General features: G+C 55.8%; 19 protein-coding genes, 1 other RNA gene and 2 pseudogenes. 9 read left to right on the top strand and 13 right to left on the bottom strand.

Annotated features, from left to right (window positions below):
• The first annotated feature begins 6 nt into the window (after positions 1-6).
• Positions 7-128, top strand: a non-coding RNA gene (locus tag P3C52_RS19145) — RtT sRNA.
• Positions 129-244: 116 nt separating this feature from the next.
• Here P3C52_RS19145 and phoH read toward each other — a convergent pair.
• The 5 genes from phoH to putP all read right to left on the bottom strand — a co-directional run bounded on the left by phoH (position 245) and on the right by putP (position 7,003).
• Positions 245-1,033, bottom strand: coding sequence for a phosphate starvation-inducible protein PhoH (gene phoH, locus P3C52_RS19140; RefSeq protein ID WP_275556473.1), 789 nt, complete (start codon positions 1,031-1,033; stop codon positions 245-247).
• A gap of 556 nt (positions 1,034-1,589) precedes the next feature.
• Entirely contained in the window at positions 1,590-2,867 is a 1,278-nt protein-coding gene (efeB, locus tag P3C52_RS19135; RefSeq protein ID WP_275556472.1) for an iron uptake transporter deferrochelatase/peroxidase subunit, read from the bottom strand.
• Positions 2,868-2,872: 5 nt separating this feature from the next.
• Positions 2,873-3,994 (bottom strand): iron uptake system protein EfeO, encoded by a 1,122-nt coding sequence (gene efeO, locus P3C52_RS19130; RefSeq protein ID WP_275556471.1) that lies wholly within the window; start codon positions 3,992-3,994, stop codon positions 2,873-2,875.
• A gap of 52 nt (positions 3,995-4,046) precedes the next feature.
• Positions 4,047-4,880 (bottom strand): iron uptake transporter permease EfeU, encoded by an 834-nt coding sequence (gene efeU / locus P3C52_RS19125; RefSeq protein ID WP_275556470.1) that lies wholly within the window; start codon positions 4,878-4,880, stop codon positions 4,047-4,049.
• 638 nt (positions 4,881-5,518) lie between these two features.
• The gene (gene putP, locus P3C52_RS19120) at positions 5,519-7,003 is read right to left on the bottom strand and encodes a sodium/proline symporter PutP (RefSeq protein WP_275556469.1); all 1,485 of its coding nucleotides are present in this window, start codon (positions 7,001-7,003) and stop codon (positions 5,519-5,521) included.
• Positions 7,004-7,437: 434 nt separating this feature from the next.
• On the opposite strand from putP, the gene putA reads away from it, so the two are divergent.
• Complete coding sequence (putA, locus tag P3C52_RS19115) at positions 7,438-11,388, top strand: trifunctional transcriptional regulator/proline dehydrogenase/L-glutamate gamma-semialdehyde dehydrogenase (protein ID WP_275556468.1); 3,951 nt, start codon at positions 7,438-7,440, stop codon at positions 11,386-11,388.
• 312 nt (positions 11,389-11,700) lie between these two features.
• Positions 11,701-12,657, top strand: coding sequence for an Rpn family recombination-promoting nuclease/putative transposase (locus P3C52_RS19110; protein WP_275556467.1), 957 nt, complete (start codon positions 11,701-11,703; stop codon positions 12,655-12,657).
• A 72-nt stretch (positions 12,658-12,729) separates the two neighbouring features.
• Here the strand turns inward: P3C52_RS19110 and P3C52_RS19105 are convergent, their stop codons facing one another.
• The 8 genes and pseudogenes from P3C52_RS19105 to P3C52_RS19070 all read right to left on the bottom strand — a co-directional run bounded on the left by P3C52_RS19105 (position 12,730) and on the right by P3C52_RS19070 (position 20,031).
• On the bottom strand, positions 12,730-13,803 hold the full coding sequence (locus tag P3C52_RS19105; protein ID WP_275556466.1) for an acyltransferase family protein: 1,074 nt from the start codon (positions 13,801-13,803) through the stop codon (positions 12,730-12,732).
• A 227-nt stretch (positions 13,804-14,030) separates the two neighbouring features.
• On the bottom strand, positions 14,031-14,783 hold the full coding sequence (gene tcyN / locus P3C52_RS19100) for an L-cystine ABC transporter ATP-binding protein TcyN (RefSeq protein ID WP_275556465.1): 753 nt from the start codon (positions 14,781-14,783) through the stop codon (positions 14,031-14,033).
• Positions 14,780-15,448: a cystine ABC transporter permease gene (tcyL, locus tag P3C52_RS19095; protein ID WP_275556464.1), complete on the bottom strand. Its 669-nt coding sequence runs from the start codon at positions 15,446-15,448 to the stop codon at positions 14,780-14,782. Before tcyL ends, tcyN begins: the two co-directional genes overlap by 4 nt.
• The gene (tcyJ, locus tag P3C52_RS19090) at positions 15,448-16,248 is read right to left on the bottom strand and encodes a cystine ABC transporter substrate-binding protein (RefSeq protein WP_275556463.1); all 801 of its coding nucleotides are present in this window, start codon (positions 16,246-16,248) and stop codon (positions 15,448-15,450) included. The genes tcyL and tcyJ overlap by 1 nt, the downstream gene beginning before the upstream one ends.
• A 257-nt stretch (positions 16,249-16,505) precedes the next feature.
• The gene (locus tag P3C52_RS19085; protein WP_275556462.1) at positions 16,506-17,492 is read right to left on the bottom strand and encodes a D-cysteine desulfhydrase; all 987 of its coding nucleotides are present in this window, start codon (positions 17,490-17,492) and stop codon (positions 16,506-16,508) included.
• A gap of 148 nt (positions 17,493-17,640) precedes the next feature.
• Positions 17,641-18,144 (bottom strand): flagella biosynthesis regulatory protein FliZ, encoded by a 504-nt coding sequence (gene fliZ, locus P3C52_RS19080; protein WP_275556461.1) that lies wholly within the window; start codon positions 18,142-18,144, stop codon positions 17,641-17,643.
• Positions 18,145-18,190: 46 nt separating this feature from the next.
• Positions 18,191-18,912, bottom strand: a pseudogene (locus P3C52_RS19075) (RNA polymerase sigma factor FliA).
• Positions 18,913-19,059: 147 nt separating this feature from the next.
• On the bottom strand, positions 19,060-20,031 hold the full coding sequence (locus P3C52_RS19070) for an HNH endonuclease signature motif containing protein (protein ID WP_275556460.1): 972 nt from the start codon (positions 20,029-20,031) through the stop codon (positions 19,060-19,062).
• A 239-nt stretch (positions 20,032-20,270) separates the two neighbouring features.
• Between P3C52_RS19070 and rfbA the strand changes: the two genes are divergently transcribed.
• From rfbA to P3C52_RS19040, 6 genes and pseudogenes are all read left to right on the top strand, one after another.
• Positions 20,271-21,140 (top strand): glucose-1-phosphate thymidylyltransferase RfbA, encoded by an 870-nt coding sequence (gene rfbA / locus P3C52_RS19065; RefSeq protein WP_275556459.1) that lies wholly within the window; start codon positions 20,271-20,273, stop codon positions 21,138-21,140.
• Positions 21,137-21,685, top strand: coding sequence for a dTDP-4-dehydrorhamnose 3,5-epimerase (rfbC, locus tag P3C52_RS19060; protein WP_275556458.1), 549 nt, complete (start codon positions 21,137-21,139; stop codon positions 21,683-21,685). The genes rfbA and rfbC overlap by 4 nt, the downstream gene beginning before the upstream one ends.
• Entirely contained in the window at positions 21,670-22,512 is an 843-nt protein-coding gene (gene rfbD, locus P3C52_RS19055; protein ID WP_275556457.1) for a dTDP-4-dehydrorhamnose reductase, read from the top strand. Before rfbC ends, rfbD begins: the two co-directional genes overlap by 16 nt.
• Positions 22,513-22,757: 245 nt before the next feature.
• A pseudogene (locus tag P3C52_RS19050) lies at positions 22,758-23,653 on the top strand (LysR family transcriptional regulator).
• 329 nt (positions 23,654-23,982) lie between these two features.
• Entirely contained in the window at positions 23,983-25,770 is a 1,788-nt protein-coding gene (gene treZ / locus P3C52_RS19045; protein ID WP_275556456.1) for a malto-oligosyltrehalose trehalohydrolase, read from the top strand.
• Between the two features lie 41 nt (positions 25,771-25,811).
• A partial coding sequence (locus P3C52_RS19040; protein WP_275556474.1) for an alpha-amylase family glycosyl hydrolase occupies positions 25,812-26,379 on the top strand: 568 nt, incomplete at its 3' end.

The following is a 26,379-nucleotide window of genomic DNA, read 5'->3' as shown; positions in this document are numbered from 1 at the left end:
GTATGCATAGCGCACTGAGAGGGGTGGATGAGAAGCCCCGCCGGGGTTCGACAACCGGCGCAGCCGGTTGGACAGCCGCAGGCTGCCCGTAGGGCGAGCGCGGCGAGTCAATCCCCCCCTCACCGCCATTATTCCACGAGAAAGCCTGAGCGAAAGTTCAGGCTTTTTTGTATGCAATAAAAATTTGTATGCGTAAAAAAGCCCGAACTTGCGTTCGGGCTTTGGCTACAGACTACTCACTCAATCAACCGTAAGCGTGCAATGCGCGCTGACAGAGCGCGGAACGCACGCAATCATCCTTACCAAACCGCACTACGCCGACCATCTCATCTTCGACAAAACGGTTAAGCGCATCAGCCAGCCCTGAGGGCACACCTGCGGGCAAATCGCACTGGGTAATATCGCCGTTAACGATCACCGTTACGTTTTCACCGAGGCGAGTTAAAAACATTTTCATCTGTGCGGCGGTGACGTTTTGCGCTTCATCAAGGATCACCACGGCGTTTTCGAAGGTGCGTCCGCGCATATAGGCAAAGGGCGCAATTTCCACCTTGCCGATCTCCGGGCGCAAGCAATATTGCATGAAGGAAGAGCCAAGACGTTTAACCAGAACGTCGTAGACCGGGCGAAAATAGGGGGCGAATTTTTCCGAGATGTCACCGGGCAAAAAGCCCAGATCCTCGTCCGCCTGCAACACCGGTCGGGTGACGATAATCCTGTCCACATCCTTATGAATCAGGGCTTCTGCTGCTTTCGCAGCGCTGATCCAGGTTTTACCACAGCCCGCTTCGCCGGTGGCGAAGATCAGCTGCTTTGTCTCTATGGCGTTAAGATAGTGCGCCTGAGCATCATTGCGCGCTTCAATCGGCGCGCGGTCGCGTGAATCACACGCCATACCGATGGCATCCAGCCCACCCATTTGCACCAGCGAGGTGACCGATTCTTCTTCACGTTGCCGATGGCTGCGTGAATCGCTACGAAGCACTCGACGAGCTTCACGACGCGCTTTGATCACTGCTTTCTGTCTTCCCATAGTGGCACCTTACAGTTGGTTTCATTTCCCGCACCGGAATATCTCAGGTGCGATTACGTGAACGCTTTAGAGGGTGGCTTCCTTCAGAGCCTTACAAGCCGTTAATGAACGAGCGCACGCCGCAGGCCTGCGCCGGAAAACATAAAAGGGAGTTAAGCCGAGAGGATTGAAAAAAGAAGAAAATAACCGAGAGAAAGAAATTCTCTCGCAAAAAATAGTGCGATGCGTGTAATTAACGGGCTGTCCATTACAGGACTTTTCCATTCGCATTCTCCATCGGGGAAGCTGAACATAACAGGCTACCGTGATGTATAAAGTGCAACAGATTCTTATAAATTTGCAACAGTAAATTTACCTGGGCGAATAAAAAATAATCAACTCAGATAAAAATAAAAATCCCATCAGAATTTTCTTTGCAATTACAGTTATTTAAAAAAGTAAAATAGCCCTGAGATAATTCAGAAATTTCAGAACCGAACAAAAAAGAAAAAGAAGATAACGACTGTACAAAAAAAAGACTCCCGCCATTTATAAAGCGGCGGGAGCGCTAAGTTAATCAGGACTCCAGTAATGACTGAGCCAGATATTGCTGGTTATTCAACACGCCCGGCAGCACAAAGAAATAGCCGCCGCCCACAGGTTTAATATATTCCTCCAGCGCTTCCCCGTTGAGCCGCTTTTGTACCGTTAGAAAACCTTTTTCTAAATCGTGCTGGTAGCAAACAAACAGCAGTCCCATATCGAGCTGTCCGGCAGGGGTAACGCCCGCTGAATAACTGTAACCGCGACGCAGCATCAGACTACTTTGCGTTTCCGGTGTGCGTGGGTTAGCCAGACGGATATGGGCATCAAGCGGAATGATCTTTCCTTCGGGATCTTGCGTGTAATCCGGCTCGTCACGCTCATGTTGCATCCCTAACGGCGCGCCGCTCAGTTTTTCACGGCCAAAGATCGTTTGCTGTTCGCCCAGCGGCGTGCGATCCCAGAATTCGACGCGAAACTGGATAATGCGCACCGCCTGATAGCTGCCGCCCAGGGTCCAGGCGGGCTCTTTCTGTTCCGGCGTGACCCACAAGATAGCATCCATCAGCGCCGGGTTGGCGGTATCTGGATTTGCGGTGCCGTCTTTGAATCCCAGCAAATTAATCGGCGTCTCTTTGCCTTTACTGCGCGCCGCATGATCGGAGATAAAACCTTCACGTCGCCAGCGTATCGCCAGCAGGTCGGGCGTGTGTTTGATAATGTCACGCAGCGCGTGAATCACGGTATCGTGGGTATTGGCGCAAATTTGCAGCAGCAGATCGCCGTGGCAGCTGTCGGCATCCAACGCGTCATTAGGAAAACGCGTCATGGTTTGCAGTTTCGCCGGTTTCAGCGCCGTCAGGCCGTAGCGTTCATCAAACAGCGTCTCACCCACCGAGACGGTTATGGTCAGGTTATCGGGCCAGATATGATCGCCAAGAATGCCGGAGTCGAGCGGCGGCAGCTGCGGATTGGTTACTGGCGGTGCCGTACCGCCGCTGGTGAGAAAGGCGATACGCTGGGTAAGCAGCTTAAACAGGCGGACCAGGTCGTCTTTATCGCCGGCCAGTACGTCAAACGACACCAGCATCATGGCTGCCTGCTGCGGCGTGGTGATCCCAGCCTGATGCTGTCCATAAAACGGCTGGCTTTCCTGACGCGCGTTGGGCGAAAGCGCGCCAGGAGAGAAGCTCTGTTGTGCGGCCCCGCTGACCGGACAACCGCCGCCAACTACGGCGGCGCCGCTCAACAGACCGAGTCCTTTTAACAGGCGACGCCGTGAAGGCATCGCCGCATCGGTCACTTTTTTCATCCTGCTTAATCCAGTCCCAGCGTTCCGCGCAGCAGCGCCAGATCTTCTGCCAGCGCGGTAATCGGGCCTTTCATACGATTACGATCGGTGATGGTGAGCTTTTCATAGGAGGCGAAGCCGTCCTGGGTGCGGTATTTGCTCAACACCGCATCTACTTTTTTGAAATTGCCGTCAATTTTGCTCAGCAGTTGCGGATTGGCTTTTTCCAGCTGTGGACGCAGCAGGTTAACGATTTTCTGCGCGCCATCGACGTTAGCCTGGAAGTCCCAGAGGTCAGTACGGCTGTAGCGATCTTCTTCGCCGGAAATTTTGCTGGCGGCCACTTCTTCAATTAGATCGGCCGCGCCGCCAACCACTTTACCCGGCGGGAAAGCGAGTTCGTTGACGCGTTTTTGCAATTCCAGCGTGTCTTTATACAGACGGTCGGCGTAGTCGTTCATGCCTGCGGTGCTGTGATCGCCAAACAGCGCTTTTTCCAGACGATGGAAACCGGTGAATTTCGGATCTTCCGCTTTTTTCTCGTAGTCATCTTCACGCGCGTCGATGCTGCCATCCAGGTCGGAGAAGAGTTCGGCGATCGGCTCGATACGCTCATAATGCTGGCGCGTCGGCGCGTAGAGCGACTGCGCTTTTTGAACGTCGCCCGCTTTTACCGCGTCGGTAAAGGCTTTGGTGCCGCTGACCAGCTGCGCGACTTCACCGACTACCCAGGTTTTATAGTCGGTAATGGCACCGCTCAGTTGCAGCAGCTCCGCCGGTTTACCGCCGCCCTGCTCTGTGCCGGTGGCTTTGACGATCAGTTTGCCTTTCGGATTGCTGAGCAGGCCACAGGTCATTTCATATTCGCCCGGCTCAAGGTTAGCCGTCAGTTTTTGCGTAAAGCCCGGCGCGATGTTTTCGCGCTCTTCCACCACCATTACGCCTTTAAGGATTTCCCATTCCAGCCCTTTCTGGCTGTTGTTATGAATAATAAATTGGGTTTTACCAGCGTTAACGGTCAGCGCCATGGGTTCGCACTGTTTGTCGTTTACGCTGACGGTGACCTGCGGCACATCAGCCGCGCCGGATGCAGCGGAGAACGCCAGTAAAGAAGCCAGGAAGGCTTTGCGGCGAGAGAAAGTGGTCATGATGTTGTCCCTGTTAAAGTCATAAACTGGCGCGGCGATCGCGCCATGCGTGTTAGCGAACTGAACGAGTTGCGGCGACGGTGGCGCGCGCGGGCATAAAAAACAGCAGCAGCGCCGGGATCAGGTAGATAAGCCAGACCGCAACTTCGCTGACGGTTGGCGTTTCCTGGTAGCCCAGCAGGCTTTCCAGCAATGTCCCAAACAGGGTGTGCGTGGAGAGCGCGTTGCTAAGGTCGAAGGCGATGTTCTGGTAGTGGTTCCACAGGCCCGCTTCGTGGAAGGCGCGAATAGCGCCAGCGGCAAGGCCCGCGGCAACAAAGATGATAAACAGGCTGGTCCATTTGAAGAATTTGGCGAGGTTAAGTTTGACGCCGCCCCAGTAGATCAGCGCGCCAATGGCGGCAGCGGTAATCAGCCCCAGTACGGCACCCACCGGCGGTGCCAGTCCGACATCCTGAGTGAAAGCGGCCAGCAGGAAGAAGACGGATTCGAGACCTTCGCGCGCTACGGCGAGGAAGACCATCAGTATCAGGGCCCAGCCGTTGTTGTTGCCTTTTTGCAGCGCCTGGTCAACGGCATCTTCCAGTTGCGCTTTGACGTTGCGTGAGACGTTGCGCATCCAGAAGACCATCCAGGTGAGGATGATGACAGCAATAACGGCGACGATGCCTTCAAACAGTTCCTGTTGTTTTTGTGGGAATTCGCCGGTGGTGGCGTTGATGAACAGGCCCAGCGCAAGGCAGAGTGCGGCGGCGATAAAGACGCCCGCCCACATAGCGCCGAACCATCGGGCGCGCTGAGTACGTTTCAGGTAGCTGGCGATCAGGCTGACGATCAGCGCCGCTTCCAGTCCTTCGCGCAGCATAATTAAAAATGGAACGAACATGCCGGATCCTCGAAATTAAGGGTTCGCGTAAAGCGACGTAAAGAAGCGTAAATCTAAACGATACCGATTATCATTATCGCCGTTAAAAAAACAAGTCACCTGTGGTGATTATTTGTGGTTCTGCAGGTAAACAGCGCGTTTCGCCTGGATTGGATCAGCTGTTTCTTATTTGCTGGTTTGGCTTTTGTTCGTGGGGACGTGTTTATGGTGACTGAGGCTCGTTCACAGGGGAATGTGTTTAAGGTGACTGGGGCTCGTTCGCAGGGAACGTGTTTATGGTGACTGGGGCTCGTTTGCAGGGGAACGTGTTTATGGTGACTGGGGCTCGTTCGCAGGGGAACATGTTTATGGTGACTGGGGCTCGTTCGCAGGTGGGCCACCGCTCCGTAAAGACGCCATGAACCCATCCATGGGGGCTCTGCCGCGTCATCCCTGACGCGGAAGCTTTACTCCGCTGAGGTCCACCTGCTCTCTTACTTTTGTGCTGGTTTGCCCTGCTCTCTTGCTTCTGTGCTGGTTTGCCCTGCTCTCTTGCTTCTGTGCTGGTCTGCCCTGTTCAAGTGCTTTTGTACGGGTTTGCTCGGTGGCGGATATAAAAAAGGCCGGTATCGCTACCGGCCTTAAACTGTGAATTTTATTTAGTGCGTGTTGTATTCCACGTCTGCCGCCTCGAAGCGCGCCTGCGCTTCAGCAGAAGGCGCGCGGCCCATCAGGCTGACAACGTAGATAGCGATGCTGGCGAACAGGAAGCCAGGGATGATTTCATACAGATCCAGCCAGCCGTAGTGTTTCCAAACCAGTACCGTTAATGCGCCGATAATCATGCCCGCCAGCGCGCCGTTGCGTGTGGTGCGTTTCCAGCAGACGGAGAACAGGACAACCGGGCCGAAAGCGGCACCGAAACCGGCCCAGGCGTAGCTGACCAGGCCCAGCACGCGGTTGTCCGGGTTGGCTGCCAGCGCAATAGCAATCAGCGCAACGACCAGTACCATCAGGCGGCCAATCCAGACCAGTTCTTTCTGGCTGGCATTTTTGCGCAGGAAGCCTTTGTAGAGATCTTCTGTCAGGGCGCTGGAGCAGACCAGCAGCTGGCAGCTCAGCGTGGACATTACTGCCGCCAGAATCGCGGAAAGCAGGATACCGGCAATCCACGGGTTAAACAGGAGACGCGCCAGTTCAATAAAGATGCGCTCACCATTTTCGCTAACGCCCGCTGCATGTTCCGGGTGATTCTGGAAATAAGCGATGCCGAAGAAACCTACCGCTACCGCGCCGCCCAGGCAGAGGATCATCCACGCCATGCCGATACGACGGGCGGTACGGATAGAGCGATGAGAGTCGGCAGCCATAAAGCGCGCCAGAATATGTGGCTGGCCAAAATAGCCCAGTCCCCAGCCCAACAGCGAAATTACTGCGACAAAGTTCAGCCCTTTCAGCATATCGAGGTTTTCCAGGCTTTTCGCTTCGATAACGCGCAGGGAGTCGTCTAAGCCGCCAACGGCGGTGATGACGATAATGGGTGTCAGAATCAGAGCAAAGATCATCAGGCTTGCCTGAACGGTATCGGTCCAGCTCACCGCCAGGAAGCCCCCTACAAAGGTGTAAAGAATGGTTGCGGCGGCCCCGGCCCACAGCGCGGTTTCATAGCTCATGCCGAAGGTACTTTCAAACAGGCGCGCGCCCGCCACGATGCCTGAAGCGCAGTAGATAGTGAAAAAGACCAGGATGACGATAGCGGAGATGACGCGCAGCAGCTTGCTGCGATCTTCAAAGCGGCTGGTAAAAAAGTCAGGCAGCGTCAGCGCGTTGTTATGATGTTCGGTCTGTACACGCAGACGTCCGGCAACGATTTTCCAGTTCAGCCAGGCGCCGATAGTCAGGCCGATCGCGATCCAACTTTCAGAAATGCCCGACAGGAAAATTGCGCCCGGCAGCCCCATCAGCAACCAGCCGCTCATATCCGAGGCGCCTGCCGACAACGCGGTAACTAAACTTCCCAGGCTTCGACCACCAAGAATATAGTCATCGAAATTTTTTGTTGAGCGCCAGGCAATAAAGCCAATCAACACCATGCCAAGAATATAGATGATGAATGTCACCAACATAGGTGTACTTACTGTCATCAGGTTCTCCATTTATTATCGGTATTAAGCAGAGGGATATTTGCCCTGTATTCCCGCCGGAACGTAGCGGTTTTCTGTCGTCGTTAAGTCTGTGGCGCGCTATCCTGCCGGAAAGCGTATTCACGCACAATCCATTTAACACACCCGTTACACTGAATTCACCACCTCCCGTTAGCAGAAGTTAAGAAGGTTGCACCAGGTCACACTCCTTGTAGTTGTACCGCTATCGCAACCTCTCAAAACTCAGAAATTACGGGCCTCAGCAAACCTGGCGAGAAACTTGCAGCAATATCCATGCCGCTTTCGCTGATTTAACAAATTGACGTTTGCGCAGAGTGTTAACGGGCTCACAATTAACACGGTTGCACAAAGTTGCAACATGAGTGATATTGCGCCCTACAACGATTTATCAGGTTTCGAGGAGCGTTTAAGGCATGGGAACAACGACCATGGGTGTCAAACTGGATGAGGCCACCCGCGACCGGATTAAACTGGCCGCACAGCAAATCGATCGCACGCCGCACTGGCTGATTAAACAGGCAATTTTTAACTATCTGGAGCAGCTGGAACAGGGCGCGCAGCCCACAGAATTCCCCTTGCAGGCCGCGGCCAACGAAGCGGAGGAACCGCTGGCGGAAGAGCCACATCAGCCTTTCCTTGATTTCGCCGAGCAGATCCTGCCGCAGACAGTCACGCGCGCCGCGATTACTTCTGCCTGGCGCCGTCCTGAGCCTGAAACCGTTGCGATGATGCTGGAACAGGCGCGCCTGCCCGCGCCGTTGGCCGAGAAAACTCACCAGCTCGCCTGGACACTGGCCGACAAACTAAGGCACCAAAAAGGGGCAACCGGACGCGCTGGCATGGTGCAAAGCCTGCTGCAGGAGTTTTCACTCTCTTCACAGGAAGGCGTGGCGCTGATGTGTCTGGCAGAGGCGCTGCTGCGTATTCCCGATAAGCCGACGCGCGATGCGCTGATCCGCGACAAAATCAGTAACGGCAACTGGCAGTCGCACCTGGGGCGTAGCCCTTCCCTGTTTGTTAATGCCGCGACCTGGGGACTGCTGTTTACCGGTCGCCTGGTGGCCACCCACAATGAGGCCAACCTTTCCCGTTCGCTGAACCGCATTATCAGCAAAAGCGGCGAGCCGTTAATCCGTAAAGGCGTGGATATGGCGATGCGTCTGATGGGCGAGCAGTTCGTCACCGGCGAAACCATTGCCGAAGCGCTGGCTAACGCGCGCAAGCTGGAAGAGAAAGGCTTCCGTTACTCTTACGATATGCTGGGCGAGGCGGCGCTGACCGCTAATGATGCGAAAGCTTATCTGCTCTCTTATCAGCAGGCGATCCATGCCATCGGCAAAGCCTCGAACGGTCGCGGTATTTATGAAGGTCCGGGCATTTCAATCAAGCTCTCCGCGCTGCACCCGCGCTACAGCCGCGCGCAGTACCAGCGCGTGATGGATGAGCTTTACCCTATTCTTAAGTCGCTGACCGTGCTGGCACGTTCTTACGACATTGGCATCAATATCGACGCCGAAGAGGCTGACCGCCTGGAGCTGTCGCTCGATCTGCTTGAGAAGCTCTGCTTTGAGCCGGAGCTGGAGGGCTGGAACGGCATCGGCTTTGTTATTCAGGCCTATCAAAAACGCTGTCCGTTCGTGATCGATTCCCTGATCGATCTGGCGCAGCGCAGCCGTCGTCGCCTGATGATCCGTCTGGTAAAAGGCGCTTACTGGGACAGCGAAATCAAGCGCGCCCAGATGGAAGGTCTGGAAGGCTATCCGGTGTATACACGTAAGGTGTATACCGATATTTCTTATCTGGCCTGCGCGCGCAAGCTGCTGGCGGTGCCAAACCTGATTTATCCGCAGTTTGCTACCCATAACGCCCATAGCCTGGCGGCGATTTATCATCTGGCAGGCAATAACTACTACCCCGGCCAGTATGAGTTTCAGTGTCTGCACGGGATGGGTGAGCCGTTGTATGAGCAGGTGGTTGGCAAGATCGCTGACGGCAAGCTGAACCGTCCATGCCGCATTTATGCGCCGGTCGGCACCCATGAAACCCTGCTGGCCTATCTGGTGCGTCGCCTGCTGGAAAACGGCGCCAATACCTCCTTTGTTAACCGCATTGCGGATAACACGCTGCCGCTGGATGAGCTGGTGGCCGATCCGGTGCAACAGGTTGAACGTCTGGCTGCGACCGAAGGCGCCATTGGCCTGCCGCATCCTAAAATTCCGTTGCCGCGCGATCTGTATGGCGATAAGCGTCCAAACTCTGCCGGACTGGACCTGGCGAACGAGCATCGTCTCGCCTCGCTTTCCAGCGCGCTGTTAAGCAGCGCCGCGCATCTGTGGCGCGCCGAGCCGATGATTGACGGCGAGCTGAGCCAGGGCGAATACCAGCCGGTACTCAACCCTGCCGATCCGAGCGATCGGGTTGGCGAAGTGCGCGAAGCCAGCGAGCAGGAAGTGGCACAGGCGCTGGAAGCCTCGGTAAACGCTGGGCCGATTTGGTTCGCCACGCCGCCTCAGGAGCGCGCCGCGATTCTGGAACGCGCCGCCGAGCTGATGGAAGGCCAGATGCAGCAGCTGATCGGCATCCTGGTGCGCGAGGCAGGCAAAACCTTTAGTAACGCGATCGCTGAAGTGCGCGAAGCGGTCGATTTCCTCTATTACTATGCGGGCCTGGTGCATAGCGATTTCGATAATGAAACCCATCGCCCGCTGGGCCCGGTGGTTTGTATCAGCCCGTGGAACTTCCCGTTGGCGATCTTTACCGGTCAAATCGCTGCCGCGCTGGCCGCTGGCAACAGTGTACTGGCGAAGCCGGCCGAGCAGACGCCGTTAATCGCCGCCCAGGCGGTACGCATCCTGCTGGAAGCGGGCGTACCGGTTGGCGTCATTCAGCTGCTGCCGGGCCTCGGCGAGACCGTCGGTGCCCAGCTGACCGGCGATGAGCGCGTGCGTGGCGTTATGTTTACCGGCTCGACCGCCGTCGCCACATTATTGCAACGCAATCTGGCCGGACGTCTCGATCCGCAGGGCCGCCCAACGCCGCTGATTGCGGAAACCGGTGGCATGAACGCCATGATTGTTGATTCCTCCGCGCTTACCGAGCAGGTGGTGCTGGACATTGTCTCCTCGGCTTTCGACAGTGCCGGTCAGCGTTGTTCGGCGCTGCGTCTGCTTTGCGTGCAGGAAGATGCCGCTGAACATACGCTGAAAATGCTGCGCGGCGCGATGGCGGAGTGTCGGATGGGCAACCCGGAACGTCTCTCTACTGATATCGGTCCGGTGATTGATGCCGAAGCGAAAGAGAATATCGAGCGTCATATTCAGGCGATGCGCGCCAAAGGTCTGACGGTTTACCAGGCGGTGCAGGAGAATCTGCAGGACAGTAAAGAGTGGACGCTGGGAACCTTCGTTAAGCCGACGCTGATTGAGCTGAACAGCATCGACGAACTGGACAAAGAGATCTTCGGTCCGGTGCTGCACGTGGTGCGCTATACGCGCAGTTCACTGCCGCAGCTGATTGAGCAGATCAATGCTTCCGGCTATGGCCTGACGCTGGGCGTTCATACGCGTATCGATGAAACTATCGGCCAGGTTACCCAGCGCGCCAAAGTCGGTAACCTGTACGTTAACCGCAATATGGTCGGCGCGGTGGTTGGCGTCCAACCGTTCGGCGGCGAAGGCTTATCCGGCACCGGCCCGAAAGCGGGCGGCCCGCTCTATCTCTACCGTCTGCTGTCGCACCGGCCGGATGATGCGCTGCAGGTTACGCTCGATCGTCACGATGCCGAGCGCCCGCTTGACGCAACTTTGCGCCCTTCCCTGATCGAAGCGCATCAGGCTTTAAGCGACTGGGCCAAAACGCAGCCGCAGCTGGCTGAGGTCTGCGCGCGTTATGAAAAACTGGCGCAGGGCGGCACCATTCGCCTGTTGCCAGGCCCGACTGGCGAACGCAACACCTATATCCTGCTGCCGCGCGAGCGCGTGCTTTGCCTGGCGGACAATGAGCAGGATGCGCTGGTGCAGCTGGCGGCGGTGACCAGCGTCGGCAGCCGTGCCCTGTGGCAGGACGATGAGCTGCACCGCAAGCTGGCGCAGTCGCTGCCGGAAAAAGTTCGCGCGCGCATCGATTTCGCTCAGGATCCGCTGGCGCAGGATGAGCATTATGATGCGGTTATCTATCACGGCGATGCCGACCAGCTGCGCCTGCTGTGTGAGAAAGTAGCGGCGCGGGCTGGCGCCATTGTTTCGGTGCAGGGCTTTGCCCGTGGCGAAACTAATCTGCTGCTGGAACGTTTGCTGCTGGAACGTTCGCTCAGCGTCAATACGGCCGCCGCCGGCGGTAACGCCAGCCTGATGACCATCGGCTAACATGGCGCAGTAAAAGCAGTACCGCTGCTGTTCGTAACCGGCCGCCTTCCATGAAGGCGGCTTTTTTATGCCGATGTGGGCTTCGCTCGGGTGCATGGTGACAATTGCACGCCCGACATCAATTGCGCGCCTGTCTCTGTGGCTGGCTTACCTGGTCTGCTACCTGGCCTGTCCACCGGTTTACTTTCTCTGCTCAGACGCAGCAGGCTTAAAAATTTATTCGCTTTCTCAGGGGAACCGAGGTTTAAGACGCTGGATCTGGTTATCTTTTCGTCAGAGAATGTCTTTTCAGTACGTCTACGGAGAGACAGCATGACGAACAAAGAGAGCAGCGGGAGCAAGCTCACCCCAACTCCTCATGATGCGACTTTTAAACAGTTTTTGACCCATCCCGATACCGCGCGTGATTTTTTGAAACTTCATTTGCCGCCAGCCTTATTAGGCCTTTGCGATCTCAGTACGCTAAAGCTGGAATCGGGAAGCTTTGTTGAGGAAAGCCTGCGTCCCTACTTTAGCGACATCCTGTATAGCCTGAAAACCACAACGGGCGACAGTTATATTCATGTGCTGATTGAGCATCAGAGTACGCCCGATCGGCATATGGCTTTCCGCCTTCTCCGCTACGCAGTAGCGGCGATGCAGCGTCATCTGGATGCCGGACACAAAAAGCTGCCGCTGGTTATCCCGATCCTGTTTTATATCGGTAAACGTAGCCCTTATCCTTACTCAACCAACTGGCTACAGGAATTTGCCGATCCCGCTTTGGCCCGTAACCTCTACAGCTCAGATTTTCCGCTGGTTGATATCACCGTAATTCCTGATGATGACATTATGAATCATCGCAGTATGGCAGCCCTGACACTGCTGCAAAAACATATCCACCAGCGTGACGTAGCGGAATTACTCGACAGGCTGGCGGCTATTTTGCTGTCTGAATCCATGACAGGACAGCAGCTGGTTTCGCTGATAAACTACCTGGTACAGGCTGGCGAAACGCCCAACGCAGAGGCTTTTGTACGCCAACTGGCACAGCGGGTGCCGCAATATGAGGACAAACTGATGACCATTGCGCAACAGCTTGAACAAATCGGCCTGAAAAAAGGGCTGGAAAAAGGCATGGAAAAAGGCATCCAGCTGGGAATTGAAAAAGGTGAACGAGAAGCCACGCTGAAAATCGCCCGCGCCATGCTGCAAAACGGCATCGATTGCAGCACAGTCATGAAAATGACCGGCCTTTCTGAAGACGAACTGGCGCAGCTCCACCACTAAATTCCCGCTCTGCCTCTGCCGTTCGCCCAGTAAAAAGCCGCCTGATCAGGCGGCTTTTTTAGCCTTGATGACTTACACATCAAACTTCATACGCAGCAGTCGCGGATAGATAAACAGCGATTTGCCCAGTCCCTTGTTCAGCAGTTTCCACACGGCAATTGAACAGAGCGAACAGAGCGCAACCATTCCAACCGGGAAACCGATCGCCCACAGCACCGAGAAAATGGCCGAGTTGAACAGGTGGTGATCGAGCGCGAACAGAATGGCTGTCATCCCAAAGTATTCAATAAAGATGCGATGCAGCACGTAAATTTGCAGCGTGTTTTTACCGATCCAGTTCATCCAGGTCATACGGAAATGGGTATTCAGCGCACGGCACAGCGCAATACATCCCAGAATAGTCAGCGTACAGAGAAACAGGTTTTTCTGTAGCCCCAGCAGCAGATGCAGGCCCGCCAGCAGCGCTAATCCCAGCCACGGCAGCAGATTGCTTTTGCGCCATTCGCTCAGCTTTATCACCTGCGCGCTCCAGAACGCGCCCATGATGAAATAGATAAAGTATTGCGAGAGGCTTTCCGGGCCCCAGCCAGGGATGATTTTTTCCACAGCCGCATAATTTAACAGTACCGCTGCAATCACCAACGGCAGGCGCTGCTGGCGGAATAGTTTGGCAAACAGGAAAAACAGCCCCAGCGCATAAAGATACCAGGAACTGCTCATCGCCAGCAGCATTAATGAAACGAACTCCTGCGGCGATTCCGCATAGGAAGAATTAATATTGCTGGAAATACGATGATGCGTTATTTCTGAGGAAATACCATAAATAGAAAGCCATTGAATAACGCCCCAGAGAATATAGAGATAAAAAAGGTTCGTTACGCGGCTGGTAAAGACTTTTTTCCAGGGCTTGTCATTAATGGCGCGCGCCGCCAGCATCCCGGAAACAAAAAAGAAGGCGGGCATCCGCAGCGGCGACAGAATAGTATTAAACGCCACCCAGACATGGGCAGGCAACCACCCTGCCGTCAGGTATTTTAAAGTGCCGTCAAAGCCTGGCAATACCACATGATAAAGAACCACCAGCAGAATACATCCGCCTTTCAGCGTATTGACCCACTGTATTTCTTCGCTTTTTTTATCGTTCATTGCTGTGTTTCCCGCTAAGTTGACGGAAGTAAAAAGGCAGAATAGCCAGCCTCGATTATTGGCGTCGCGGGAATAAAAACACTGTAGCTTTTATCCTAAAATAAAAAACCGGCCCTGATGCAGGCCATAGCACGCTTAACAATAAGCGATAAAAAACGGGCAGCCAGTTAATCTGGCTGCCCGTTGGCTCACTATATTTAAGAGTATCCTGGCGTTAAACGGGCCAGCTATTGGCTGAGGAATTTTTCCAGAAACTGGCGAGTACGCGCCTGCTGCGGATTGGCAAACAGTTCCTTCGCCGGCCCCTGCTCCACGATGCGTCCCTGATCCATAAAAATAGCACGGTCGGCAACGTCACGGGCAAAGCTCATTTCATGCGTAACGATGACCATCGTGCGCTTCTCCTGCGCCAGCGAGCGAATGGTATTTAACACCTCACCCACCAGTTCAGGATCGAGCGCCGACGTCGGCTCATCGAACAGGATCACTTCCGGGCGCATCGCCAGCGCACGCGCAATGGCAACGCGCTGCTGCTGTCCGCCGGAAAGACGACGCGGATAGCTATCTTCTTTCCCCTGCAGCCCGACTTTTTCCAGCAGCGCACGTGCGCGAACAATGGCTTCCGCTTTCGGTTCGCCCTTAACGATGACCGGCCCTTCAATAATATTTTCCAGCACCGAGCGATGAGGAAACAGATTAAAGCTCTGAAACACAAAGCCCACCTGCTGTCGCAGTTGACGCACGCGCTCTTTCTGTTTGCTGACCGGCTGCGCCGCATTAATTTCAATGCCGCCCACTTTAATGGTGCCGCTGTCGGGCACCTCCAGCAGGTTAATGCTGCGTAGCAGCGTGGTTTTCCCGGAGCCGCTTGGCCCGATAATCGCCACCACTTCGCCGGAAGCGACCTCCAGATCGATGCCGTGCAGCACCGTCTGGCCATTGAACTGTTTTACCAGTTTACTGACTTCAATGGCGCTCATTTCGCCTCCCGATCCTGACGGTTAACATAATCCTCCAGACGGTTTTGCAGCGCCGATAACAGCGTCGCCATCACCCAGTAAATGAGCGATGCCGCCAGATACATCGTGAAAACCTCCAGCGTACGTGAGGTGATCAGCTGCGCCTGACGGAACAGCTCCGGCACCTGAATGGTGGCGGCCAACGAGGTATCTTTCACCAGGCTGATAAAGCTGTTGCCCAGCGGCGGTAACGCGGTGCGCGCCGCCTGCGGCAGCACCACACGGCGCAGCGTTTGCCAGCGCGTCATGCCAATACTGGCCGCCGCTTCCCACTGGCCGCGTTCGATAGCGGCGATGGCGCCGCGCAGCGACTCGGAAGCGTAGGCCGCAGTATTCAGCGACAGGCCAATCATCGCCGACGGGATCGGATCGAGTTCAATGCCAAACTGCGGCAGACCGTAATAGATCATAAACAGCTGGGCAATCAGCGGTGTGCCGCGAAAGATCGAGACATAAAAACGCGCCAGCCAGTTAATTGGCCAGAAGGAGGAGAGGCGCATCAGCGCCAGGAGAAAGCCCAACACCAGACCGAAGAACATCCCGCCGATGCTGAGCTGCAGCGTAAAGAGCGCGCCCTTCAATAAAAAAGGTGCTGAATCCAGCACCAGTTGGATACTTTCCTGCATTATTTAGTGACGTCCGCGCCAAACCATTTTTGAGAAATCTTATTCAGCGAGCCATCTTTCTGCATCTCGCCAATCGCCTGGTTAATGGCGTTAAGTAGATCTTCGTTATCTTTACGCAGCGCTACGCCCGCTTCCTGACGGGAGAACGCCGGGCCCGCTACCGCCATGGTATTGCCGGTCTTTTTCACCAAATCAAGGGCGGCCAGACGGTCAACCAGGATCGCATCCAGACGACCAGAGCGCAGATCCTGATATTTCGTCGGATCGTCATCATAGGTACGAATATCGACGCCTTTCACGTTTTCACGCAGCCACTGCTCATAGTTGGTGCCGAGACCGACGCCCACTTTCTTGTTAGCCAGATCCTGCGGGCTCTTAATGCTGCTTTCTTTATCTTTACGGGTTAGCGCCTGGATGCCGGAAACGGTATAGGGCACGGAGAAGTCATATTTTTTCTTACGTTCGTCGGAGATGGTGACCTGGTTAATCACCACGTCGATACGTTTGGAGTCGAGCGACGCCAGCATGCCGTCCCATTTGGTCGGTTTCAGGCTCGCTTTTACGCCCAGGTGTTCAGCCAGCGCCTGCGCGAACTCCACTTCAAAACCGGTCAGCTTGCCGCTTTCATCCTGGAAGCTGAACGGCGGATAGGTGCCTTCCAGACCCACCAGCAGCGTGCCGCGTTCCTTAACCTTGTTCAGCAGGTTTTCCGCCGCGAACGTTTTTACGTTGACGCCAGCAACCAGCGCCACTGCCATCACGCCCAGCACCAGCTGACGACGTACCTGAGAGAAAACCATATTCACCCCATTTATTGTTGGATTGTGTGTAAAACGCTTTCGTTAAAAATGCAAAGCCGAATAGCCCGGCTTTGTTACCAAAAGCAAAGATCATTAAACAGAATGATTGTATACCCTAAATAATTCAAGCTGCATCACGGCGGCAACCGATTGAATCCCGATGAGCTTACATAAGTAAGTGAGTCGGGTGAAAGAGGGTAGCTAATAAAGATGCAGCCTGAAGGATGACGGGTATAAACCTTTTTCATTTTTCAGGATTAAACAGAAGGATAATAAGCAAATAACGCCGGTGAACCGCCGGTATGCACAAACAACAGTGGCCCTTCGCGCCGAAAGCGTTGCTGGCTAATGCCGTCGATTAATCCCGCCATCGCTTTGCCGGTATAGACCGGATCGAGAAAGATACCTTCCAGCCGCGCCAGCAGCTTTACCGCTTCCATACCCTCTTCGCTTGGCGTGCCGTAGCGCGGCGCAAAGTAATCATCCCAAAGCGTGATTGCCGCCTGGCTGCGGGTTGCCAGCAATCCGGCCACCTCCTGCTGCAGGCGCATCACCAGCGGCAGCTGATCGGCGACCTTACGTGACACTGTCACGCCTACCAGTTCGGTATCAGGCAACAGCGCCTCCAGACCGACGGCGAGTCCGGCATGAGTACCCGCGCTGCCGGAAGCGACTACCACCGCCGCGAAATCCACCACGCCTTCGCTCTGATGCGCGATCTCCTGCGCGCACTCCACATAACCCAGCGCACCCAGCGCGTTGGAACCGCCGACCGGCACTACATAAGGACGAAAACCCTGTGCTTCCAGTCGGACGCGCACCTCTTCCAGCTGCTGGGCGGGCGCGTGCAGCGCATCCACCAGTTCGACTTCGCAATCCATCAGATCGAGCAGCATACGGTTCCCGTTGCCGAGATAGTTTTCCGCCTGGGTGCCAATGGGATTTTCCAGCAGCGCGTAACATTTCAGTCCCAGCTTCGCCGCCACCGCGGCGGTTTGCCGCACATGGTTCGACTGAATCGCGCCGGCGGTCACCAGCACATCCGCACCTTCGCGCAGCGCGTCCGCCGCCAGAAACTCCAGCTTGCGTAGCTTATTGCCGCCGAGCGCCAGCGGCGTAATGTCATCACGCTTGATAAAAATATCGCGGCCAAGGTAGTCAGAGAGACGCGGCAGATGTTCCAGCGGCGTCGGCGCGCCAACCAGTTCAAGACGAGGAAATTGGATCAGATTAGACAGGGACAAAGCAGCCTCCACCAGCACGGATTAATGGCTACAGTGTTGCAGAAGTTTTAACAGGGATCTATGAACAGTTCGTGTGATAAGGCGCGGGCGCGTCCGGCTGCTGCAAAAAACAGCACGGCACGGATGAAAATTCACCCGCGCCCCAGGCTTAATTACGCTGCCAGCCTAAAAACTGATCGTATTTGCGCAGCGCGATACGGTAATTATTATTGCCAGCGTCCGGCAAATCCTTTTCCAGGCACTCGTGCCAGCTATTACCGCGTAATTTCTCCGCCGGATAATTTTTCGCTGACAGCATATCGTCCAGACGACGCAGGCGAACCACATACTCACGTATCGTGCTGTGACTCATTTCGGTCTGCTCAAACAGATATTGTTTGAACGCCATAATGTCAAAATAATTGGGGTGGGTATTGCAGTAAATATCGCTGCAAAACCGGCACAGGGCGGTCAGTTCATTTTGTAATTTAAGCCAGACCTGATCGTCGATCGGCTGGTCCATCCGGGATATGGCTTCTTTATTGATGATCTGACCGCGAAAAACTAACGCCATCCTGTCGAGTACTTTTCCGCAGTGTGAACAATTACTTTGGCTGTGTTTGAAGTCTTTAAGATAACGGCTTAATGGCCTCGTTTTTAGTTTGGTTCCCATTGAGGAGACCCCCGGTTATATGTCTCGAAAGCGAGAGCTGACGCCGTCAGCGCGCTCCCGTTAACCGGGCGCGCAGGCGTTTGATCGCCTGACTGTGCAGCTGGCTGACGCGGGATTCCCCCACCTCCAACACCGCGCCAATCTCTTTCAGATTCAGCTCTTCCTGGTAATACAGTGTCAGCACCATTTTTTCGCGTTCGGGCAGCGCCTCGATCGCTTCAATGACACGTTCACGCAGATTCCCTTCCATCAGCTGGTGAAGCGGATTGGCCTCTTCATGCCCTTCCGTCACCAGTTCCGCACTATCGCCATGCTCTTCGCGATACTCGTCATAGGAGAAAAGCTGGCTATTATTGGTATCGAGCAGAATCTGCCGATACTCTTCCAGCGAGACATTGAGCTGCTTAGCGACTTCCTGCTCGGATGCGGCGCGCCCCAGCGTCTGTTCACACTGATGCATCGCCGACGCCACTTCACGTGCGTTGCGCCGCACGCTGCGCGGCGCCCAGTCACGGCTGCGTAGCTCATCCAGCATCGCCCCACGAATGCGCTGTACGGCGTAAGTGGTAAAGGCGGTGCCCTGTAGCGCGTCATAGCGCTCCACGGCATTTAACAGCCCAATACCTCCGGCCTGCAGCAAATCGTCCAGCTCAACACTTGCGGGCGCCGTACCTGTAGGCGTAACGCCTCATGGCGAACCAGTGGTACATATCGCTGCCACAGCGAATGTTTGTCCATCACGCCATCGGCGGTATAGAGATCGTTCACTTTGACTACCCTGCGTTAGTTACGTTATCGGCATGATTATCCGATTCTGTAGGGCGATTGATTGGCGGAATAGGGATAAAAAAGGCGGGTTATTTTGAAAATGTGTGTGACCACTACCGGCGCGATGCCGATAAGATCACACTTTAATTAAGCAGGATGCCCCGTTTTCTTCAAACGCTCGCGCGTTGCGGCCGGCACCTGTTGCCAAAGCGCGCAGGCTTTGCCATCGATCTCCTGATAGAAGGCGTGCAGCTCATCATCGACCGACAATAGCTGGCGAAAATGCACCGTTCCCCGCTCGCCGTCGATAAACAGCAGGCCGCTGAGAAACAGCCGCTGCAGGTCGCTGCGTAAAAACAGGCCGTTATCGACGCTGTTATCCGCCAGCAAGCCTTCCTCATTTTCGCGCGCGTCAATATGGCAGGCTTCCACCCATGGCGCCGCGATATTGTCCTGCAACGTGGTGCCGGTAATGACGCAGCCACCATAGCGCGCCCTGACCGCCGCGCTGAACTCCGCCTGGCTGGCGCGCTGCAGCAATCTGGCCCGGACGCGCCGTCCCACCTGCTGTCCGGCGATAACGGCGGCGGGCGCAGGCAACAGCGGCGTTTCCAGCACCACAATAAACTGCAGGGTACGCGCCTCTTTAAAGCAGGGCATGGCGGCGGCGTCGAACAGTTGCCAGAAATCATCCTCGCCCTGTTGCCGCATCAGCGTCAGCCGATAGCCGCGGCTGGCCAGCAAATTTTGCGCCGCCGCGCCGTGCGGGTCGAGCATCGCATATACCCGGCTTTCCCCCATCACTTTCCACAGCGCTTTGGCCGCATCGTTGCGTCGTAAATAAAGAAAGCGCTGGCCGTGCTGCATATAGTGTTCGAAACGACGCAAATAGTTTTTGCGCTCGTTATCGTCGGAAACAAAAAGCAGATCTTCCAGCGGGCTGTTTTCCGCCTGATGGGCGAAAACCGCTCGAATCACCAGCTGGCGCGGGCTGGTTGAAGGACTCAGCAAGCCGCGCAAGGTCAGCGCCTTTTCCGCCGGATATTTCAGCCCATAGCGCCGACCGATCTCTTCAAAGGTCAACAGTTCGCCAGGTAACAAGTCATAATTGAAGCGCATAAACACTCCACAAAAAAAGCAAAAGGGAATAACCGGCGTAAGGCGCTGGTTTGCAATTGTTATCGGCAGCCTGATGCTTTTCTGTAACCGCAGCGAAAAATCTCTCCCGTTCGCTTGTTATCCGCAGTAATGCCCCAGCTTTGCCTCTTTATTTGCGCCATTACTCATCGGATCAGAGGCGTAACCTTAATCACATTCCTGGGGAGGATTCCCTGCATCTTGTTATATCGAGACTCTGTATGAAAGGTATCGTACTCGCTGGCGGCACCGGCTCCCGGCTCCATCCGGTCACCTGCGGCGTGTCTAAACAGCTGCTGCCGGTGTATGACAAGCCGATGATCTATTACCCGCTTTCCGTATTGATGCTGGCGGGCATTAAAGAGATCCTGGTCATCACCACGCCGGAAGATTTACCCGCTTTCCAGCGGCTGCTGGGCGACGGCAGCCGTTTCGGTATCCAGTTGCAGTTTGCCGTCCAGCCGAAGCCGGAAGGACTGGCGCAGGCGTTTATTATCGGCGAAACCTTTCTGGCCGGCGAAGGCTGCGCGTTAGTGCTGGGCGATAATATTTTCTTCGGACAGAGCTTTGCTAAAAAGCTGGAAGAGGTCAGCATCCGCCGCAGCGGTGCCACAGTTTTCGGCTATCAGGTCATGGACCCGGAACGCTTTGGCGTGGTGGAGTTTAATAAGCAGTTTCAGGCTATCTCGCTGGAAGAAAAACCGGCACAGCCGAAATCCAACTATGCAGTGACCGGCCTCTACTTTTATGACCAGCAGGTGTGCGCCATGGCGAAGCAGATCAAACCTTCTGCGCGTGGCGAGCTGGAAATCACCACGCTCAACCAGATGTATCTGGAAGATGGCCTGTTGACGGTCGAAGTGCTGGGACGCGGTTTCGCCTGGCTTGATACCGGCACGCACGACAGCCTGCTGGAAGCTTCGCATTTTATTCACACCATTGAAAAACGTCAGGGTTTCAAAGTGGCCTGTCTGGAAGAGATCGCCTGGCGTAAAGGCTGGCTCAGCGCCGAACAGCTGCGCGAGCGGGCCGACTATCTCAACAAAACCCAGTACGGCGCCTATCTGCATCAGCTACTGGTGGAAGCATGAAGGTCATCCCTACGCGTATTAACGATGTAAAAATTATTCAGCCCGCCGTATATGGCGATGCGCGCGGCTTCTTTCTGGAAACCTTTGAAAAACGTCGCTATCAGCAACTGCTGGATATTGAGCTGGACTTTGTGCAGGACAACTACTCCCGATCCGGCAAAAACGTGCTGCGCGGCCTGCATTTTCAAAAAACGCAGCCGCAGGGCAAGTTGGTGCGCGTGGTGCGCGGCGAAGTGTTTGATGTGGCAGTTGATATTCGCCCCGGCTCCCCTACCTTCGGCCAGTGGGAAGGCGTCATTCTTTCGGAAGAGAACAAGACGCAGCTCTGGATCCCGCCCGGACTGGCGCACGGTTTCGTGGTGCTGTCTGAGATAGCGGATTTTGAATATAAGTGTACCGATTACTATAACCCGCAGGATGAAGCCTGCCTGTTATGGAACGACTCAAGCATTAATATTGACTGGCCGGTGAAAGCGCCGCTGCTATCGGAAAAAGATAAAAAAGGTTTACCCCTTACGGAGTTGTTGCCATGCGCGTACTGTTAACCGGCGCTTACGGCCAGCTGGGCCGCAGCCTGCTGGATCGCTTTCCTGCCGACTGGGTTCTGCTCGCCTGCGGGTCAGCCGAACTGGATATTACCAACCGGGCGGCCGTCGAGCGTATTGTACGCCGGTTTCGCCCTCAGGTGATTATGAATGCCGCCGCTTACACCGCGGTGGACAAAGCGGAAACTGACCGCATCCGCGCGATGAAAATTAATGCCATCGGCCCGGAAAACCTGGCGCGTGCCGCGCGCGAAGTGGGCGCGCAACTGATCCATATCTCTACCGATTATGTCTTTGACGGCAGTAAGCCGACGCCCTACATCGAAAGCGATGCGCCCTGCCCGGTTAACTTTTACGGCTTAAGCAAATGGGAAGGCGAAAAACGTGTGCAGGCGATGCTGCCGCGCGCCATTATTATCCGCACCTCCTGGGTATTTAGCGAATATGGCAATAACTTTGTCAAAACCATGCTGCGCCTGGCGCAAACCCAGCAAACTCTGCGCGTGGTTAACGATCAGCGCGGCTGTCCGACTTACGCAGGGGATCTGGCGCAGGCGATGATCGCATTGGCCCGCGATGTACACGCAGCCGGTATCTATCACTATTGCGGCGATAAGGCGGTCAGCTGGTACGAGTTCGCGCAGACGATTTTCAGCCTGTTTAGCGGCTACTACCCGGCGCTGCGCTCGGTTGAGGTGTTGCCTGTCACGACCGCGAGCTATAAACAGCAGGCAAGCCGTCCGCTGAACTCGGTAATGGTCAGTGAGCGAACGGCGCACCTCTACTCCTGCTGGGATAAAGCGCTGGAAAATGTGATGTCCGCCTGAGTGCGCGGCACAACGACCGTTCAGATATGTCGTCATCCGGTAGAATGACGCTCATGTCCGCCAGAATAAACGCCCACCGATACGCGATTACTGGCAGAAGGCCCGCTAATGCGGGCCTTTGTTATTTGCGCGAGGCGTAAAGGTAGCGGAAACTGCACCGTCATAAGATGGCGCTGGCGGAAGAGGCCGCATCCGGCGTAACCGAGCCATTGCCAGCGGACCGAAAACGGGATCCAGGAGGCCCTGTGCTGAAAGAGAATTTCAACGAACTCTACTACCTGATTATGGTGGCACGCGAAAAAAGCTTTACCCGCGCCGCAGCGCAGCTGGGCGTCTCACAGTCGGCGCTCAGTCACGCTATTCGCGGCCTGGAGGAACGTCTCGGCCTGCGGCTGCTAACGCGCACCACGCGTAGCGTTGCGCCCACGGAAGCGGGCGAACGGCTGATTAACAGCCTCAGTCCCCGGCTTGATGAGATTGAAAATGAGCTAATCCGGCTAACGGAAATGCGCGAAGCCGTAGCCGGAAATATTCGCATTACCGCCGGAGAACACGCGCTGCAATCGGCAATCTGGCCGCGCCTGAAGCCATTTATGCAGGCCTTTCCCGACGTTCGCGTCGACATCACCCTTGATAACACCCTGACAGATATCGTCGCTGGCCGGTTCGATGCGGGCGTGCGCCTGGGCGAACAGGTGGCAAAAGATATGGTGGCGGTGCGCATTGGCCCGGACTGGCGCATGGTGGTGGTCGGCGCACCGCCTATTTTGCCGCGCACGGCAGGCCGCAGACGCCACATGAATTGCAACAGCATAACTGCATTAATCTGCGCCTGCCGACGCTGGGCGGACTGTACGCCTGGGAATTCTCACAAAACGGTCGGGAGATCAGGGTAAAAGTGGAGGGCCAGTTGATCCTTAACAGCCTGCCGTCACGCATCGATGCCGCCATCAGCGGGATGGGCCTGGTCTACGTGCCGGAAGATTGCGTGGAAGACGCGGTTGCGGCAGGCAAGCTGGAAAAGGTGCTGGAGAGCTGGTGCGCCCCTTTTCCCGGCTATTACCTCTATTACCCCAGCCGCAAACAACATACCGCCGCCTTTGCCCGCCTGATCGAAGCGTTGCGTTATCAGAGCGAATAACCACATTCAGAATCTATCCATATATCCTGAGAAGGCGCGCTGCCGCGCCTGAAACCCGCCGCCGTCACTTTATTTTACCCGTACCGTAACAATCTTTGCAGCTACGCTCACGCCGCCCTTCAACTCCCGCAGCATGGTCTATGATTGTTTTGTGTATGCCGCCTGTGGCCAGGCCAGTCGCTCATCTTTTCACGCTATTTACCCGACGACAGACCGCTCTGACCGGGGCCAATCCGTCACGGCATCCCCTTTATGCTGACTGGCTTACGCGCATGACAAAAACACCTATATCGTCCATTGCTCAATTCTGCGTTAAGCGAGGAAATTGAATGGAATCCAGATCATTTCGTAAAAGTTGGGGGGCCGAATATGTGGCCGCCGATACCGTTCGTTTTCGTCTTTGGGCGCCCGGCCAGCAGAGCGTCACGCTGCGTATTGCCGGTGAAGATCGCCTCATGAGCCAGAGCGATGAAGGCTGGTTCGAACTGCAGACCGCTGGCGTTGCGCCGGGTACGGAATATAATTTTGTGCTGGCCGACGGCATGGTGGTGCCCGATCCCGCCGCGCGCGCGCAAAAAGCGGATGTCAACGGCCCTTCGCTGGTGATCGATCCTGCCGGATATCAGTGGCAAAACACCGGCTGGCAAGGCCGTCCGTGGGAAGAAACGGTGGTCTATGAGATGCACATCGGCACCTTTACGCCGGAAGGCACTTTCCGCGCCGCCATTGAAAAGCTGCCTGTGCTGGCCGAACTCGGCATTACCATGCTTGAAGTGCTGCCCGTTTCGCAGTTCGGCGGTAACCGCGGCTGGGGCTACGACGGCGTACTGCTTTACGCGCCGCATTCCGCCTACGGCACGCCGGACGATTTTAAGGCTTTCATCGATGCCGCCCACCAGCACGGCCTGTCGGTGGTGCTGGATATTGTGCTGAACCACTTCGGGCCGGAAGGCAACTATCTGCCGCTGCTGGCGCCGGACTTTTTCCATAAAGAAAGAATGACCCCCTGGGGTGCCGGTATCGCTTACGACGTCGAGGCCGCCCGCCGCTATATCGTGGAGGCGCCGCTCTACTGGCTCCAGGAGTTTAATCTGGACGGGCTGCGCTTCGACGCTATCGACCAGATCGAAGATACCTCTGAGAAATATGCGCTGATTGAAATTGCCGAGCGCATTCGGGCTGAAATCCCCGACCGCCCTGTTCATCTCACTACCGAAGACAGCCGCAATGTGATTTTCCTGCATCCGCGTAACAAGGATGGTTCCGTACCGCTGTTTACCGGCGAGTGGAACGACGATTTCCATAATGCCGTTCATGTCTTCGCCACCGGCGAAACGCACGCCTATTACCAGGACTTTGCCCGTGAGCCGGAAAAGCTGGTCGCCAGAGTACTGGCGGAAGGCTTTGCTTACCAGGGTGAAGTATCGTCGCAGTCGGGCGAGCCGCGCGGTGTAAAAAGCACCGAGCAGCCGCCGGTCGCCTTTGTGGACTTTATTCAGAACCACGATCAGGTAGGCAACCGCGCGCAGGGCGATCGACTGATCACGCTGGCCGGAGAGGATCGCACCAAAGTGCTGTTGGCGACGCTGCTGCTTTCGCCGCATATTCCGCTGCTGTTTATGGGTGAAGAGTATGGCGAAACCAACCCTTTCCTGTTCTTCACCGATTTTCATGGCGACCTCGCCAAAGCGGTGCGCGAAGGCCGCGCCAGAGAATTCCAGGGCCACGCCGGTCATGAAGGTGAAAGCGTGCCCGATCCCAACGCCAAATCCACCTTCGATATGTCGAAACTGGACTGGCAGAAACGGGAAAGCGAGGCAGGAAAAGCCTGGCTGGCGCTGACCCGCGAGCTGTTGGCGCTGCGCCAGCAACACATTGTGCCGCTACTGGCGACCGCGGGCGGTAACGCGGGCAAGGTGCTGCAGACGGCGGAGGGTTTCGTCGCCGTGAGCTGGACGTTCCCGGGTGGCACGCTGTCGCTGGCGCTGAATATCGGCGCCGACGCCCAGCCGCTGCCCGCCATGCCCGGCGAGACTATTTTTGCCTGGCCGCAGGCGGCAGAGACGTTGCCGCAGCATTCTATTATTGTTCGCCTCGCTTCAGGAGATAAGCAGTGAAGATCCCGACCGCTACCTATCGAATTCAGTTTCGCAACGGCATGACCTTTGACCGTGCCGCTGGCCTGGTGCCCTATCTGAAGCGGCTCGGCATTAGTCATCTTTATGCGTCGCCGATCTTTACCGCGACCTCCGACTCGACACACGGCTACGACGTCACCGACGCCAATGACATCGATCCGGTTATCGGCGGCCGCGCGGGTTTTGACCGCATGGTAAACGCGCTGAAAGAGGCCGGGCTGGGCTTAATTCTCGACATCGTGCCGAACCATATGGCCGCTTCGCTGGAAAACGCCTGGTGGCGCGATGTGATCGAGCATGGCGAACAGAGCCGCTATGCGCGCCATTTTGACATTGACTGGACGCGCCGCCTGACGCTGCCTTTCCTTGGCGATACCTTTGAGGCGGTGCTGGAAAATGGCGAAATCAGCGTAAAAGCCGATCCGAAAACCGGCCGCCCCGCTTTCGCCTATTACGAGAGTTTTTATCCGCTGACGCCGGAAAGCTGGCAGGGACGCGAAGCGGAAGTACTGCAACTGACCGATAAGGCGGAGATCGCGAAACTGCACGAGCGCCAGCCGTGGCGGCTGATGTCATGGCGCGATGCCC

Source organism: Mixta sp. Marseille-Q2659, from assembly GCF_940807255.1.
Classification (GTDB): domain Bacteria; phylum Pseudomonadota; class Gammaproteobacteria; order Enterobacterales; family Enterobacteriaceae; genus Mixta.
This window is presented reverse-complemented; position numbering and strand designations above follow the sequence as displayed.

Excerpts from the sequence above, each read along its gene's own strand:
- efeB (WP_275556472.1), bottom strand. The coding sequence starts at position 2,867 with ATGAAAAAAGTGACCGATGCGGCGATGCCTTCACGGCGTCGCCTGTTA.
- rfbA (WP_275556459.1), top strand. The coding sequence starts at position 20,271 with ATGAAAGGTATCGTACTCGCTGGCGGCACCGGCTCCCGGCTCCATCCG.
- tcyJ (WP_275556463.1), bottom strand. The coding sequence starts at position 16,248 with ATGGTTTTCTCTCAGGTACGTCGTCAGCTGGTGCTGGGCGTGATGGCA.
- P3C52_RS19070 (WP_275556460.1), bottom strand. The coding sequence starts at position 20,031 with ATGCGCTTCAATTATGACTTGTTACCTGGCGAACTGTTGACCTTTGAA.
- rfbD (WP_275556457.1), top strand. The coding sequence starts at position 21,670 with ATGCGCGTACTGTTAACCGGCGCTTACGGCCAGCTGGGCCGCAGCCTG.
- treZ (WP_275556456.1), top strand. The coding sequence starts at position 23,983 with ATGGAATCCAGATCATTTCGTAAAAGTTGGGGGGCCGAATATGTGGCC.
- P3C52_RS19110 (WP_275556467.1), top strand. The coding sequence starts at position 11,701 with ATGACGAACAAAGAGAGCAGCGGGAGCAAGCTCACCCCAACTCCTCAT.
- putA (WP_275556468.1), top strand. The coding sequence starts at position 7,438 with ATGGGAACAACGACCATGGGTGTCAAACTGGATGAGGCCACCCGCGAC.
- tcyL (WP_275556464.1), bottom strand. The coding sequence starts at position 15,448 with ATGCAGGAAAGTATCCAACTGGTGCTGGATTCAGCACCTTTTTTATTG.
- tcyN (WP_275556465.1), bottom strand. The coding sequence starts at position 14,783 with ATGAGCGCCATTGAAGTCAGTAAACTGGTAAAACAGTTCAATGGCCAG.
- P3C52_RS19105 (WP_275556466.1), bottom strand. The coding sequence starts at position 13,803 with ATGAACGATAAAAAAAGCGAAGAAATACAGTGGGTCAATACGCTGAAA.
- efeU (WP_275556470.1), bottom strand. The coding sequence starts at position 4,880 with ATGTTCGTTCCATTTTTAATTATGCTGCGCGAAGGACTGGAAGCGGCG.
- efeO (WP_275556471.1), bottom strand. The coding sequence starts at position 3,994 with ATGACCACTTTCTCTCGCCGCAAAGCCTTCCTGGCTTCTTTACTGGCG.
- phoH (WP_275556473.1), bottom strand. The coding sequence starts at position 1,033 with ATGGGAAGACAGAAAGCAGTGATCAAAGCGCGTCGTGAAGCTCGTCGA.
- fliZ (WP_275556461.1), bottom strand. The coding sequence starts at position 18,144 with ATGGGAACCAAACTAAAAACGAGGCCATTAAGCCGTTATCTTAAAGAC.
- rfbC (WP_275556458.1), top strand. The coding sequence starts at position 21,137 with ATGAAGGTCATCCCTACGCGTATTAACGATGTAAAAATTATTCAGCCC.
- putP (WP_275556469.1), bottom strand. The coding sequence starts at position 7,003 with ATGACAGTAAGTACACCTATGTTGGTGACATTCATCATCTATATTCTT.